Genomic DNA, 13,816 nt, shown 5'->3' with positions numbered 1-13,816 from the left:
CCCGCCTTCAAGGCCACACGCCTGAAGGCGGGGCTTTCCCGTTCCCTCGGCCTGGCCTCAGGCTCCCCCGGCGCGACCGTGGAGGAACCCTAGTCCGGCGCACTGCCGGAGGAACCCCTGACCTGCAGCTCGCTGCTGACCAGATGCCTCCGGCCCGGCAGATCCGGAGTGCCCAGCCGCTCCAAAATGAACTTGCCTGCCTGGACCCCCACCGCGAGATTGCCGTTGTCCACCGAGGTCAGGGACAGGTGGCGGATGCGCGCCAGATACGTGTTGTCGTAGCCGACCAGGGAAATGTTCCCCGGCACCGTCACACCCGCGTCTGCTGCGGCGGACAGCACGCCAATGCAGGCGATGTCGTTGAAAGCGAAAATCGCCGTCGGCGGGGTGCCGGTTGCCAGCAGGGTCCGGGCCGCAGCGTAGCCGCTTTCCTCACTCATGCCGCCCGCCACCGTTCGCGGTTGCAGGCCGGCCGCCTGCATCGCCTGCTCGTAACCGGACCGCCGCAAGCGTCCAATCTCATCGGGGCCCTGGAGATGGGCGATGCGCTGGTGTCCAAGCGCAATAAGATGCTCGGTGGCCTTCCGCGCGCCCGCGGCGTCGTCGTTAACCACCACATCCACACCCGGCAGCTCTGGATCAAGCGTACCCGCCAGCACCACGGGAACCACGGCGGAGGCGGCCCTGATGGCGGCGGACTCCGTTGTGGTTCCCACCACCACCAGGCCGTCAATCCGCTGCTCCAGCAACGCCTCGACGGACGGTCGGCCGATCCTGCGGTCCGTGTAGGAATCGGCGAGGACGGGGGAAACGCCGGCGGCGTGCAGGGAGGCGGAAAGACCTTCCAGAAGCTCGATGAACCAGGGGTTCCGGAGATCGTTGAGCAGAACGCCAACGGTCCCGGTGCGCGGCATCGAGAGCCCGCGGGCGAGTTTGTTGGGCCGGTAACCCAGTTCGTCCATCGCCTCAAGCACCGCCCGACGCCGGGAATCACTGACGTTCCCGGAACCCTGCAGAACGAGCGAGACGAGCGACTTGGACACCCCGGCCCGGTCTGCCACGTCACGGATCGTGGGCTTCGCCGCGGGCTGACCGCTGCTGGGGAACGATGGGCTCACGGTGCTCCTCTTCGGGTCATGGCAGCCGGGTGCCGCCAGTCCGGTACCAGCCTACGGGGTTGACGAACCGTCCCTATGCCGTTGATTATGGACCGGTCCAAGAAAATTCCAAAGAGTCAAAGAGGATCCTTATGAGTGAACCGCACGCACGGCAGCTTGTGGCCGGAATGGTTGGCGGCGGCGCAGGGGCAGACATCGGCAAGACGCACCGCCGCGCGATGCGCCTGGACGGCGAATACGACCTGCAGGCCGGCGTCTTCGGCCGCGATCGCGCCCGCTCCGCTGCCGTGGCCTCCCAACTCGGCATCCCGGAAGACCGGCACTACGCCGGATACCGCGAGATGGCGGAAAAGGAAGCGGGCCGGAAGGACGGCGTCGATGTGGTGGTTGTTGCGACGCCGAACGACAGCCACTTCGAGATCGCCCGAACTTTTCTCGAGGCCGGCATCTCGGTGGTGTGCGAGAAGCCGCTTACCCGGGACTCAGTGACCGCCGGGGAACTGGTGCGGTCCGCCGCTGACAATGGCGCCGTCCTGGCGGTTCCGCACTGCTACTCGGCCTACGCCATGGTGCGCCACGCGGCCCGGATGGTGCGCGACGGCCAGCTCGGGGCCGTCACGTTCGCGGACGTGGAGCACGCCTCGGGCTGGGCGGCCACTCCCCTGGAACAAGGCGGGCACAAGCAGGCCACGTGGCGGACGGACCCGGACATCGCCGGCTTCCCCAGCGTCGTCGGCGACCTCGGCACGCACGGTTTCCACCTGCTTCGCTACATCACCGGGCTCGAGGCCGAGAGGGTCTCCGGACGGCTGAAGACCCTGGTTCCGGGCAGGCGGGTCTTCGATCACGCTACCGTCGAACTGCAGCTCACCGGTGAGATTCCGGGCCGGCTGTGGGCCAGCATGGCCGCCGCCGGCCACAACCATGGCCTGCGGATCCGGGTTTTCGGCACAAAGGGAAACCTCGAGTGGCAGCATGAGGACCCGCATCACCTGGCAGTGCAGGACCTCGACGGGACCACGACGGTCCTGACGGAAGGGCTCAGTTCCCTGTCAGACGACGCCTCCCGGCTCACCAGGGTGGGGCTGGGGCATCCTGAGGGTTTCCTCGAAGCCTTTGCCAACTTTTACCGCGACCTGGCCGCCGAACTGCGCGCCCGCCGGGACGGCACCCTGCCGGAGACCCGGGAACTGTCCTTCCCCACGGGTTACGACGGCCTTGTTGGCGTCAGGTTCGTCGAGGCGGTCGCCGCTTCAAATGCCCAGGATGCCGCCTGGGTTATCCCGGCAGGTGCCGCGGTGAAGGTGGGGGTCTGACTATGCAGCGCTTCGCGCTCGTCGGGGCGGGCTACATTGGCTCCGTTCACGCCGCCAACCTCGCAGCCCACCCGGACGTTGACTTCCGTTTGGTCTTCGATGTCGACCAGGACCGCGCGAAGGCCCTGGCCGTGAAGCACGGTACACGTGCTGCCGCAAACCTGGAGGAGGTCTTCGACTCCTCGTCTATCGACGCGGTGTTCATCGCCTCGTCCACCGACACCCATGCCGCCCACCTCCGCCGTGCCGCCGAGGCCGGCGTGGCCGTGCTGTGCGAGAAGCCGATCGACCTGGACCTCGGGCAGGCTCGGGAGACGGCGGCGTTCGCAGCCAAGCACGCGGTGCCGGTCATGGTGGACTTCAACCGGCGCTTTGACCGTGACTACGCCGAGCTCAAAAGGATTGTCGACGCCGGGGAGATCGGAGATGTAGAGCTTATCCAGCTCACCAGCCGCGGCCCGGCCATGCCGCCGCTCTCCTACATCGCCACGTCGGGCGGCCAGATGCGCGACCAGACCGTTCACTTCTTCGACCTGGTCCGCTGGCTGACGGGAGCGGACCCGGTTGAGGTCTTCGCCACCGGGTCCGCTCTGGCCGAACCGCGGCTGGCCGAGTACGGCGATGTGGATACGTCCGTGGTGTCGCTCCGGCTTCCCGGCGGCGCCCTGGTCCAGATCGACTGCGCGCGCCGCACGGGTTACGGCTATGACGAACGGATCGAAATCATGGGCTCCGCTGGCATGGCCGAGGCCGGCCGCCACCGCGCCGGGGCTGTGTCCCGCTACTACTCAGGGAAGGTGGTGGACGACGGCATGCACCCCGGCTGGTTTGAACGGGTCCAGCCGACCTACGCCGCCGCCCTGGCCCACTTTGTGGCTGCGTTGGAGAACGGAAAAGCGGGCGACGGCGGTTCATCCGTTACGCCGTCACTCGAGGATGGTTTGAAGGCCCAGGCCATCGCCGAAGCGGCAACGCTGTCCCTGCGCACCGGCAGGACGGAGACGATCCACTACTGACGGGCAGACCCCTGCGCCCCGAGGGGCGCAGGGGTCTGCCCGGCCGTTGAGGCAGCCGCTCCTAATTCTGAGCGGCCGCCCGGGCCCTCAGCTGCCGCGCTCCGTCCCGGTTACGTGTCCTGGCGGGAGCATGGGCAATCAAGGCCAGCGTCGCGGCGATGAGGACGAGATTCTTCATGACAAACTCACCGTCCCCTGTAAGGAGCAGCGGGTCGCCGTCGGAAAACATCAGCCCGGGCAGCATCAGGAAGGTCAGGAACGTTCCGCACAAGTGCGCGGCCAGGACCGGGAGGGCAACGCGAAGGGCAACCCCGGTGACGAGCGCCGCGCCGAGCAACACTTCAACCCCACCGAGAACAGGCACTACGAGGTGCGGATCTGCCCAAGGCAGAGTTCCGGCGACCATAGCCGCAACCGGCGATACTCCTGCCACTTTCAGCGCACCGAACCATATGAACAGGACGCCAAGCAGGATACGCAGTGAAGGCAACGCCGCCGGGCGCAGCACGTGGACGAGGCGGGCATCGGCAGCACCCCCCAGACGCACCAGAAGCCCGCCCCCGCGCAGCAATGTTTTCATTTGTGTTCCCCTCCCTGACCTTGGGGCAGCCGCCTCCCCGCTTGTTCGATGCAGGGAGGCTACGGGAGGGCCCCTATGTTTTCCTTTGGCATCCAGGCCCGGGGCGGGTCCCCGCAGGTGCCGGGCCAGGCTCTTCCCCCGTCAGCCCGCCGCCTGGAGCGCCACCCGCACCGGCTCCCCGGACTGCAGCGATGCCTGGGCAGCGTCGGCCACCATGGACGCTGCGACGGCGTCCTCCGGTGTGCAGGGGTTCTGCCGCTGCCCCAGCACTACTTCCACGAAGGCCGCCATCTCGGCACGGTATGCCGTGTGGAACCGCTCCGCGAACGTCATGTACGGCGGCCCGGCCGGAAAACCGATCCCGGGCTCGGCAGAAGCCATCGCCATCTGGTCATCCATCCCCACCATGACGGACCCTGCCGATCCCTGGAGTTCCAGCCGGACATCATGGCCCGCCCCGTTGTAGCGGGTGGCCGAGACCGTTCCGACGCTGCCGTCGTCGAACGTCACCACAGCCAGCGCGGTATCGACGTCGCCCACGGCACCGATTGCCGGGTCACCGTTGTTGGACCCCTTGGCGAAAACCTCCACGATTTCCTTGCCGGTGAGCCATCGGAGGATGTCGAAGTCGTGGACGGAGCAATCGCGGAAGAGGCCGCCGGACGTCGCGAGGAACTCCACCGGTGGCGGCGTCATGTCGCAGGTGACCGCCCTGACCGTGTGGAGCCATCCCAGCTCCCCGGCGTCGAAGGCGCGCTTGGCCGCCAGGTAGCCCGGATCGAACCGGCGCTGGTGGCCGATCTGCACAGTGCCGCCCGTGGTCCGGATGTGGTCGAGCACAGGCAGTGATTCCTCGACGTTCACGGCGACGGGCTTTTCGCAGAACACCGGGATTCCCGCGTCCACTCCGGCCCTGATCAGGTCCGGATGCGTGGCCGTTCCGGTCGCGATGACCAGTCCGTCGACGCCCGAGTCAAGCAAGGCTTCAACGGACGGAAGGAACCCGGCGCCGATTCCGCCGGCCAGGGAGCGGGCGTGATCTGCCGCAACGTCGGTCAGCTTGAGGTGCACCGTGGTGCCCTGCGGCTTCATCAGCCCGTTCAGGCCGGTGATGTTGCGTGCGTGCATCGCACCAATCCGGCCGACTCCCACGAGTCCAAGGGTTACTTCTTCAATGCTGCTTCTTGTCACGGCTCCCCTACCCCGATGCCCGGCTGGTGTCGGCCGTGGAGTCAGTCACGCCGGCGACCTCGGCCTGGACCTGCTTGACGACGTCCCCGTGGCCGCCGAGCTGTTCGAGTTCGTGGGCCAGTTCGGCCAGTTCGGCGCCGCCTGCCATCTGGGCGGTGAGTTCGTCGAGGGTGATGTCCTTCTTGTCGTAGTAGCCAATCGACCTGCCGCGCTTGAGCAGCAGGAACCGGTCCCCGACGGGGAAGGCATGGTGGGGGTTGTGGGTGATGAAGATGACGCCCAGTCCGCGGTCGCGGGCCTGCAGGATGTAGCGCAGCACGACGCCGGACTGCTTCACGCCCAGGGCTGCAGTTGGCTCGTCCAGGATCAGGACCTTCGCACCGAAGTACACGGCGCGCGCGATCGCGACACACTGGCGTTCACCGCCGGAGAGCTGGCCGATGGGCTGCTCGACATCGCGCAGGTCGATGCCCATGTCCGCCAGTTCCTTCTTGGTGATGTCCTTCATGGCTTGGACGTCCATGCGCTTGAAGGGACCGAAGCCCGTGGTCAGCTCCGAGCCGAGGAAGAAGTTGCGCCAGATGGGCATCAGGGGAACGACCGCGAGGTCCTGGTAGACGGTGGCGATGCCGGCATCCAGGGCGTCACGGGGCGAATCGAATTTCCGCTCCTCGCCCATGATGTGGAGGACACCTTCGTCGTGCTGGTGCAGGCCGGCGATGATCTTGATCAGCGTGGACTTGCCCGCGCCGTTGTCGCCGAGCACACAGGTGACCCGGCCATTATCCACGGCCATCGTGACGTCCGTGAGGGCGACGATGTTGCCGTAGTGCTTGCCCACGCTCTCCAACGAGAGCAGGTGCACCGGGGTGTGGGTCAGCGGGTCCTTCTCGTCCCTAAGGAGTTCCCGCTGGTCGATTTGTTTGGCGTCCATGGTGTTCAGCCCTTACTTGAGTCTGCGCGGCGCTTGACGATCAGGTTCACGATGGTAGCCAGGAGCAGCATCAGGCCCAGGAAGAACTTGAACCAGTCCGGGTTCCACTGCGCGTACACGATGCCCTTGTTGGCCATGCCGAAGATGAAGGCGCCGATCGCGCCGCCCACCGCGGATCCGTAGCCTCCGGTCAGCAGGCACCCCCCGATCACGGCGGCGATGATGTACAGGAATTCGTTGCCCACGCCCTCGCCCGACTGCACGGCGTCGAATGCGAACAGATTGTGCATGCCCAGGATCCAGCCGCAGAAGCCCACGGCCATGAAGAGGCCGATCTTGGTCGCCTTGACGGGAACGCCCACGGCACGGGCGGCGTTGGCGTCGCCGCCGACGGCGAAGATCCAGTTGCCCACCTTCGTGCGAAGCAGCACCCAGGAGGCGATGGCAACCAGGGCGATCCAGATGAACACGGTGTTCTTTACGTCCACGCCGCCGATGTTCACCGACGAGGAGAAGATGGCCTGCGCGGACTCGTAGCCGTCCATGTTGGAGATGGACGGTGATGAGACGCCGCCGCCGATCATTCGTGTCAGACCGAGGTTCAGGCCGGTCAACATCAGGAACGTGGCGAGCGTGACGATGAAGCTGGGGAGCTTGGTCTTCATGAGGATCCAGCCGTTGATGAAGCCGATGCTCAGCGACACCACCAGCGCCAGGAGCACGCCGATCCAGACGTTCATGCTGAAGTACCAGCTGAACATCGACGCCGTGAGTGCGGAGCTGATGACTGCCACGCCTGTGGACAGGTCGAACTCGCCGCCAATCATCAGCAGCGATACCCCCACCGCCATGATGCCGATGGTCGAGGACCCGTAGAGCACGGTGGCGAACGCGTTCGGCTGGGTAAAGGTCTGGGACACCGCCGCAAAGAATATGAAAAGGACGATGGCTCCCACAAGGGCGCCCACCTCGGGACGGCCAAGCAGCTTCTGCAATGGATTGCGCCTGCCGACACGTTCGTCGGTCACCGCCGGTTTGGACATGGTCTGGGTCATGGTCATTGGAATGCTCCTTGCTGCCCGGTCCGGCGTTTCCGCCGGACCGGGCTGGCGGGCTGCTAGCGGATACCCTGCTGGGCGAAGGTGAGGGCGTTGGCTGCTCCGGCCTTGTCCACGATGGTGGGGCCGGTCAGGACGGGCTGGCCGCCGCCGAGCTTGAAGCCGCCGCGCTTGGCCTGCCACAGCGCGTCCACCGAGCCGTAGCCCTGCAGCCACGGCTGCTGGTCAACGGTGAATTCAACAGCGCCATCAGCGATCTTCTGGGCGAGCTCGGCGTTCATGTCGAAGGAGGCCACCTTGGCTTTGCTGCCGGCCGTGGTCACCGCCTTGAGGATGGTCAGCGTGTAAGGCGCACCCAGCCCGATGATGACGTCGGCATCAGCGGTGGCCTGCAGTTTGGCGGTCACTGTGGAGGACACCTGGGTCATGTCCGTGCCCTGCACGTACAGGATCTCGGTGGCCGGGACCTTCGACTTCACGCCCGCACAGCGGGCTTCGAGGCCGACGTGCCCCTGCTCCTGGATGACGCAGACAGGGTGCTTGAGCCCGAGGGAGTTGAGCTTGTCGCCCACTGCTTCACCGGCGAGCTTCTCGTTCGAACCGAAGTGCGTGAACGCGCCGAGCTGGGCGAAAACGGATTCACCGGCGTTGAGGCTAACCACGGGGATGCCGGCATCGGTGGCCTTCTTCAGGGCGTCTTTCAGCGCATCCGGTTTCGCCAGGGTCACCGCGATGCCGTCCACTTTCTGGTCCACGGCCTGCTGGATCAGCTGGGCCTGACGGCCGCCTTCGGGGTCCGAGGTGTAGAGCAGCTCAACATTGTCCTTTGCGGCGGCTTCCTCAGCTCCCTTGCGGACAATGTCCCAGAAAGTGTCACCGGGAGCGGCATGCGTGATCAGGGCAACCTTGATACGCGGCGTCGACGCAGCCTGCCCGCCGCCTCCGGCGTTTGCGTTCTCCTCCGGCCTGCCACCGCTGGACGAACAGGCACTTAGGGCCATCATCGGCACGACGGCGGCTACCAGCGCCGCCCTCCGCCATGAAAATTTCTTCACCGAAAATCTCCTTTGATTCAGAATCCGGCCGTGCCACGCCGCACCGGTCGGAAGGTTGATATCTCTGATCATCGTGACTCTGGTCACAGTTGTCAATGTTTGTCCTAACATTAGGACGATATTAGTTCTAAAGCTCTGACCTACTCGACCGTGAAGGCGTGACGGAAGGCTGCCAGAGCCTTGTCCCCTGCGGCGACTCCTGAACCGCCCGACGCAGCGGCCTCAAGGCCAATGACGCCCGAGTAGCCGACGCCGGCGAGCGCCTTGGCGACGGCACTGTAGTTGACCTCCCCCGTTCCGGGCTCGAAGCGGCCCGGGACATCGGCCACCTGAATTTCCCCGATCCAGGGCTGAGCCCCGCGAACAAGTTCAATCAGGTTTCCCTCGCCGATCTGGGCATGGTAGAGATCCAGCATCATCCTTACGTGCGGGTGGTCGGCTGCGGACACCAGCGCCAGGGTGTCCTTGGCCCGGGCCAGCGGTATGCCCTGGTGGTCCACGACCGTGTTGAGGTTCTCAAGCGCAAAGACCACACCATGCCGCTCACCGAGCCGGCCCAGCCGCTCCAAAGTGCGGAGGCCGGTCAGCCACATCTGGCCGGTGGAGCGGTGAAGGGGCCGCACGGCAACCCCGCCGTCGCCGAGTTCCGCCGGATGCACCACCATGCGCTCGACCCCCAGCTCCAATGCAGTCGGAATGAGTTTCTCGGCCGATTCAACCACCCGGTCCGCGCTATCCGGGTCAATGAGGCTGCCGCCGAAGTAACCGCTCATGGAGGAGAAACGGGCACCTGTCGCGGCGAGCGCCGAAATGTCCCGGTTCCGCGTGTCCCAGAGTTCCACCTCGAACCCCTGCCCATGAATTCGCTGCACCCGCTCGACGAGGGGCAACTCGCCGTAGATCATTTCGGCGCATGCTGCCAGCCGGAAGCTCATGCGCCTTGTCCTGTGGAGTGCAGCCCTGCGGAGTGCAGCCCTGTGAGATGCAGTTCGGTGGGCTGCAGCTCGGGCTCGGCGGCCTGCAGGTGCGCCACAGCCGAAACGTCCACCGGGAGGCCGCTCTCATGCGACCGGATCGCCGCCAGTGCCACGGCGAGCGCATTGCGGGCATCGACGCCGCCCGGAACAGCCGCTCCCGCTGCGCGTCCGGCCCGGCGGGCCGCAACGCCCTCGACGAAGCGGGCGAGTTCAGCGGTGTAGGCGTCGTGGAAGAGGTGGATGTTCAGCCGCACGGTGTCCGAGGCAATTCCTGCGGCGGTGTAGCTCACGGCACTGGATGCCTGCGGCCCGCCGACGGCGACCATGCCGGCGGATCCGAACACCTCACCCCTCACGTCATAGCCATAGAGGGCGTTGAAGTTGGCTTCGGCCACTGCGATGGCCCCGTTACTGTAGGTCACCGTGACCACCGCCGTGTCCAGCAGCCCCCCGGCTTTCGCTTCCGGCGCCACCAGGGCGTCAGCCACTGCATGCACCTTCACCGGAACCGCTCCCGGGTTCAGCCAGTTCAGGGTGTCGAAGTCATGGATCAGCGTCTCCAGGAAGATCGTTCCGGGCGCGATCCGCTCCGGGGACGAGATTCCGGCCGCGGTGCCCGGGTCCCGGGTGAGGGAGCGCAGCAGCTGCGGGGTGCCCACGGCACCGTCGTCGATGAGTCTCCTGGCGGCGGCGAAGTCCGCCGCGAAGCGCCGGTTGAAGCCAAACTGGACGTTGACCCCGGCGGCGTCCGCGGCGGCCAGCGCCTCATCCAGTTCTTCGACGGTGCGGCCGCCCGGCTTTTCGCAGAACACGTCTTTCCCGGCCCGGGCCGCAGCTGCGATGAGGCCTGAGTGGAACCTTGCCGGCGATGCCACCAGGACCGCGTCAATGTCCGGGTCGCCGATCACGTCCGCCGGATCTGCGGTGATTCTGGCTACCCCGAGCTGGCCCGCCAGTGCCTCGGCGGCGGGAAGAGCAGGGTCGGCGATGGCATCCAGCCGTGCATTGGGGATCCGGCGGGCCACTGACTCGGCGTGGAAGGCGCCGATCCAGCCGGCTCCAATCAGGCCGAGGCGGACGGGGCGGTTGTCGCCGGCCGTTTGCTGGACGTAGGTCATGTTGCACTCCTCTTCTCAGGGCATTTAGATCGTTCTAGTCACATGATCGTGGCACAGCTTTTGGCTATCTGTCTAGATCGTTCTATAGACTGCTGTCAGCAAGGAGGCACATGTCTGAACAGCAACGGCGACCGACCCTCGTGGACGTAGCCCAAGCGGCCGGCGTATCGCGGGCCCTGGTTTCCATCGTGATGCGCGGCGCCCCCGGCGCAGCCGTCGCCACACGGCAGAGAGTGCTGGACGCTGCACGCGAACTTGGCTACCGGCCCGATAGCCGTGCCCGGCTGCTGCGCAGCACCCGGACCAAACTCCTGGGTCTCAGCTTCTCCACAGGCCACGCGTTCCACGCCGAAATTGTAGACGCGGCGTATGCCGAGGCCAGTGCCAAGGGTTATGAACTCGCTCTGGGCGGCGTCACCAGCGGCAGGCCAGAGGCCCGGACCATCGAGGCCCTGCTGGATTTCGGGTCCGAGGCGCTGATCCTGATCTCACCCACGCTAAGCAGCGACGAACTGGCCCGGTACGCCGGCCAGGTGCCGGTGGTGAGCCTGCTCCGCAACGACGTCGGCGAACTCACCGACTCCGTGAGCAGTGACGATTACGAGGGCATCCGGATGGCGGTGGAACACCTCGTGTCCCTGGGGCACCGGCGGATCATCCATGTCGACGGCGGCACCGCGGTTTCCGCCGAACCGCGCCGGTCTGCCTTCCGGGCGGAGATGGAACAACGCGGCCTGGAGCCGGCCATCATTGCCGGGGGCGCGATGGAGGAAGACGGGATGACTGCCGGCAATTCCCTCGGCCCGGACATGCCGACGGCCGTCATTGCCTTCAACGACAGGTCAGCCCTGGGACTTATCGAGAGTCTCCGGGCACAGGGCCTGAGAGTCCCGGCAGATGTGTCAGTGCTGGGCTACGACGACAGCCAGTTCGCGCGGCTCAGTTATGTGCAGCTGTCTTCGATCAGCCAGGACGCTCCGCTTCTCGCAGCAGCAGCCGTGGACCGCGCTGTGGCCCGGATTGAGGGAACGCAGCCGCCTGGGCACGTTGTCCGGACCCCGCACCTGGTTGCGCGCAGGACCACGGCCGCTCCTGCCCCCGGCGGGTAGCGGCCGGTGAAGGAATTTGCCTCGGGCTAGGAATTTGCCTCGACGGCCAGCCCGGCGTCGGCTCCGGCCACAATGGCGCTGGTCTCCGGCGATGCGAAGCGCTTGGCCAACTCCCGGACCACGGCCTGGAGTTCCTGGCGGAGCCGGTCCGGGTCGATGGATGCCGCGGCCAGGACCGACCGCTCCATGTCTGCTGCTGCCATCACAGCTTCGGTGCCGCGCTCCGTGAGCGAAACGACGTGGCTGCGCCGGTCCGACGTGCTGCGCTGGCGCACAATGTGCCCGTGCGACTCGAGGCGGCTCAGCGTCTTGCCCATGGTCTGGGCCTGCACCCGGACAAGCTGGGCAAGCTGCGCCTGCGTCATCGGACCGCTGTTGTAGAGCACCTCGATGGCGATGACGCCGGCATGGGTCAGGCCAATGGCACCCAGCTTCTCGTTCCAGGAGTGCTCTACGAGGCGGGCCGCCGTGGACAAGAGGCGCCCTGTGGGCCAGCGATCCATATCAGGCATACCACCTAGTATAACTAAGCCTGATTAGTACCCGGCACGACGCCTCACTAAGCTGGAATGTCCTGCACGAAAACAAGGAGAGAACGTTGGCTGAAAAACTTACGCCGGGCGACACCGCCCCGGGCTTCACACTGAAGGATGCCACGGGAGCAGACGTCAGCCTCAGCGACTTCCGCGGCCGGAACACCATAGTTTATTTCTACCCGGCCGCCGCCACGCCCGGATGCACCAAGCAGGCCTGCGACTTCCGGGACAGCCTGGCAACCCTTCAGGCTGCCGGCTACGAAGTGCTGGGGATCTCGCCGGACCCGGTGGGCAAGCTGGCCAGTTTTGCCGACGCAGAGGGCCTCACCTTTCCCCTCCTGTCGGACGAAGACCACGCCGTTGCCGAGGCATACGCCGCGTGGGGCGAGAAGAAGAACTACGGCCGGACCTACGAGGGCCTCATCCGTTCCACCGTCGTGGTGGATGAGGACGGCAAAGTTGCCGTGGCCCAGTACAACGTCCGGGCCACCGGGCACGTCGCCAAGCTGCGCAAGGACCTCAAGCTCGAAGAGGTTGGTTAGCCCAGCGCCTAACAACCCGGACCTGCGCCTAACAACACAGCCCAGCGAAACCGGCGCCTGCCGCAAGGACCGCACAGGTAACGGTACAATTGAGGCTGGCATCCGCCGTCGTCGTTTTCCTGCTGCTTATGCCGGCACGGAACGCACCAGGCGGAGCCGGGCGCGAGTGGTGAAATTGGCAGACACGCAGGATTTAGGTTCCTGTGCCTTCGGGCGTGGGGGTTCAAGTCCCCCCTTGCGCACAAAAGTTAAGAGTAGGAAATCCCGGGTTGCGGCCCGGGATTTCTTCGTTTTAACGGGCAACCCGCGAGGCCGCCAGAAAATTTTTCGCGGTTCACCCATCCGCTGCTGCCAGCCCGGCGAATACCCAGTGAGACACCGCCCAACAGCCTGGAACTACAGGCCGGTGCCCCACAGTCGGAAAAGGATCACCGGAGGGCCCCAGCCCCTCCGATCCCGTTCGTCGGCACAACTAAGGAGAATCGAAATGCAGTCTTTCAAGCGCTCAACCTTCACCGTCGCAGGCATTGCAGCGGCAGCTCTGCTCAGCCTCACCGCATGCGGCGGCTCCGCCGGCACGACCAGCAGCTCGTCGGCGGCCGCCGAGCCGTCTGCCTCCAGCATGGCGCCGTCGCCGTCGGAGACCTCGACGGCGGCCATGGATCCGGCGGCCAACCTCGCCGGACCGGGTTGTGCCGACTACGCCAAGCAGGTCCCCAGCGGCAAGGGTTCCGTGGCAGGCATGGCCCTGGACCCCGTGGCCGTCGCAGCCTCGAACAACCCGTTGCTGAAGACCCTGACAGCCGCTGTCTCCGGCAAGCTGAACCCCAAGGTCAACCTCGTCGACACCCTGAACGGCAGCGAGTTCACGGTGTTCGCGCCCGTTGACGATGCTTTCGCCAAAGTGGATGCCGCAACGATCGAGACCCTCAAGAAGGACGATGCCCTCCTGAGCAAGATCCTCACCTACCACGTGGTCCCCGGCCAGGTCACCCCGGACAAGATCGTGGGCACGCACAAGACCGTTCAGGGCGGATCGGTAACTGTGACCGGGACCAAGGATGCCCTCAAGGTGGACGGCGCCAACGTGATCTGCGGCGGCGTCCAGACGGCGAACGCCACCGTTTACCTCGTGGACTCGGTGCTGATGCCCAAGTAGGCGCTGGGCCTGATCCGGGGGTCGTCCCGGCAGAGGCCGCGGTTCGCACCCGACAGTGCGGACCGCGGCCTTTTGCTGCTCCGGGCCCCGGCGTGTCCTGGCTCACG

The 13,816-nt window shown here is 66.1% G+C and carries 14 protein-coding genes and 1 tRNA gene; 6 read left to right on the top strand and 9 right to left on the bottom strand.

What is annotated here, in order from left to right:
* Nucleotides 1–89: 89 nt before the first annotated feature.
* Nucleotides 90–1,118 carry a LacI family DNA-binding transcriptional regulator gene (locus DBZ45_RS22170; RefSeq protein WP_111905950.1) on the bottom strand — a complete coding sequence of 343 codons (1,029 nt, stop codon included), beginning with the start codon at nt 1,116–1,118 and terminating at the stop codon, nt 90–92.
* Nucleotides 1,119–1,249: 131 nt separating this feature from the next.
* Here DBZ45_RS22170 and DBZ45_RS22165 point away from each other — a divergent pair, with 131 nt between their 5' ends.
* Nucleotides 1,250–2,434: a Gfo/Idh/MocA family protein gene (locus DBZ45_RS22165; RefSeq protein ID WP_111905949.1), complete on the top strand. Its 1,185-nt coding sequence runs from the start codon at nt 1,250–1,252 to the stop codon at nt 2,432–2,434.
* Between the two features lie 2 nt (nt 2,435–2,436).
* Complete coding sequence (locus DBZ45_RS22160; protein WP_111905948.1) at nt 2,437–3,450, top strand: Gfo/Idh/MocA family oxidoreductase; 1,014 nt, start codon at nt 2,437–2,439, stop codon at nt 3,448–3,450.
* Nucleotides 3,451–3,511: 61 nt separating this feature from the next.
* Here the strand turns inward: DBZ45_RS22160 and DBZ45_RS22155 are convergent, their stop codons facing one another.
* From DBZ45_RS22155 to DBZ45_RS22125, 7 genes are all read right to left on the bottom strand, one after another.
* Nucleotides 3,512–4,030 carry a DoxX family protein gene (locus DBZ45_RS22155; RefSeq protein WP_111905947.1) on the bottom strand — a complete coding sequence of 173 codons (519 nt, stop codon included), beginning with the start codon at nt 4,028–4,030 and terminating at the stop codon, nt 3,512–3,514.
* Nucleotides 4,031–4,171: 141 nt separating this feature from the next.
* Nucleotides 4,172–5,206 (bottom strand): Gfo/Idh/MocA family oxidoreductase, encoded by a 1,035-nt coding sequence (locus tag DBZ45_RS22150; protein ID WP_111906029.1) that lies wholly within the window; start codon nt 5,204–5,206, stop codon nt 4,172–4,174.
* Between the two features lie 22 nt (nt 5,207–5,228).
* Complete coding sequence (locus DBZ45_RS22145) at nt 5,229–6,155, bottom strand: ATP-binding cassette domain-containing protein (RefSeq protein ID WP_111905946.1); 927 nt, start codon at nt 6,153–6,155, stop codon at nt 5,229–5,231.
* A gap of 5 nt (nt 6,156–6,160) precedes the next feature.
* Entirely contained in the window at nt 6,161–7,216 is a 1,056-nt protein-coding gene (locus DBZ45_RS22140; RefSeq protein ID WP_111905945.1) for an ABC transporter permease, read from the bottom strand.
* Between the two features lie 56 nt (nt 7,217–7,272).
* Nucleotides 7,273–8,268, bottom strand: coding sequence for a substrate-binding domain-containing protein (locus tag DBZ45_RS22135; protein WP_111905944.1), 996 nt, complete (start codon nt 8,266–8,268; stop codon nt 7,273–7,275).
* A 140-nt stretch (nt 8,269–8,408) separates the two neighbouring features.
* On the bottom strand, nt 8,409–9,203 hold the full coding sequence (locus DBZ45_RS22130; RefSeq protein WP_111905943.1) for a TIM barrel protein: 795 nt from the start codon (nt 9,201–9,203) through the stop codon (nt 8,409–8,411).
* Entirely contained in the window at nt 9,200–10,363 is a 1,164-nt protein-coding gene (locus DBZ45_RS22125; protein ID WP_223257216.1) for a Gfo/Idh/MocA family oxidoreductase, read from the bottom strand. Before DBZ45_RS22125 ends, DBZ45_RS22130 begins: the two co-directional genes overlap by 4 nt.
* 110 nt (nt 10,364–10,473) lie before the next feature.
* Between DBZ45_RS22125 and DBZ45_RS22120 the strand changes: the two genes are divergently transcribed.
* Nucleotides 10,474–11,472, top strand: a complete 999-nt coding sequence (locus DBZ45_RS22120; RefSeq protein WP_111905942.1) for a LacI family DNA-binding transcriptional regulator — start codon at nt 10,474–10,476, stop codon at nt 11,470–11,472.
* 26 nt (nt 11,473–11,498) lie between these two features.
* On the opposite strand, the gene DBZ45_RS22115 is transcribed toward DBZ45_RS22120, so the two are convergent.
* Entirely contained in the window at nt 11,499–11,975 is a 477-nt protein-coding gene (locus DBZ45_RS22115) for a MarR family winged helix-turn-helix transcriptional regulator (protein ID WP_111905941.1), read from the bottom strand.
* A gap of 95 nt (nt 11,976–12,070) precedes the next feature.
* On the opposite strand from DBZ45_RS22115, the gene bcp reads away from it, so the two are divergent.
* The 3 genes from bcp (at nt 12,071) to DBZ45_RS22100 (ending at nt 13,709) form a co-directional block, all read left to right on the top strand.
* Nucleotides 12,071–12,550 carry a thioredoxin-dependent thiol peroxidase gene (gene bcp, locus DBZ45_RS22110; RefSeq protein ID WP_111905940.1) on the top strand — a complete coding sequence of 160 codons (480 nt, stop codon included), beginning with the start codon at nt 12,071–12,073 and terminating at the stop codon, nt 12,548–12,550.
* A gap of 160 nt (nt 12,551–12,710) precedes the next feature.
* Nucleotides 12,711–12,792: transfer RNA gene (locus tag DBZ45_RS22105), tRNA-Leu, on the top strand.
* Nucleotides 12,793–13,037: 245 nt separating this feature from the next.
* Nucleotides 13,038–13,709 (top strand): fasciclin domain-containing protein, encoded by a 672-nt coding sequence (locus DBZ45_RS22100; RefSeq protein ID WP_111905939.1) that lies wholly within the window; start codon nt 13,038–13,040, stop codon nt 13,707–13,709.
* Nucleotides 13,710–13,816: the final 107 nt, after the last annotated feature.

Origin of the sequence: Arthrobacter globiformis (genome assembly GCF_003261175.1) — a bacterium.
GTDB lineage: Bacteria > Actinomycetota > Actinomycetes > Actinomycetales > Micrococcaceae > Arthrobacter > Arthrobacter globiformis_A.
This window is presented reverse-complemented; position numbering and strand designations above follow the sequence as displayed.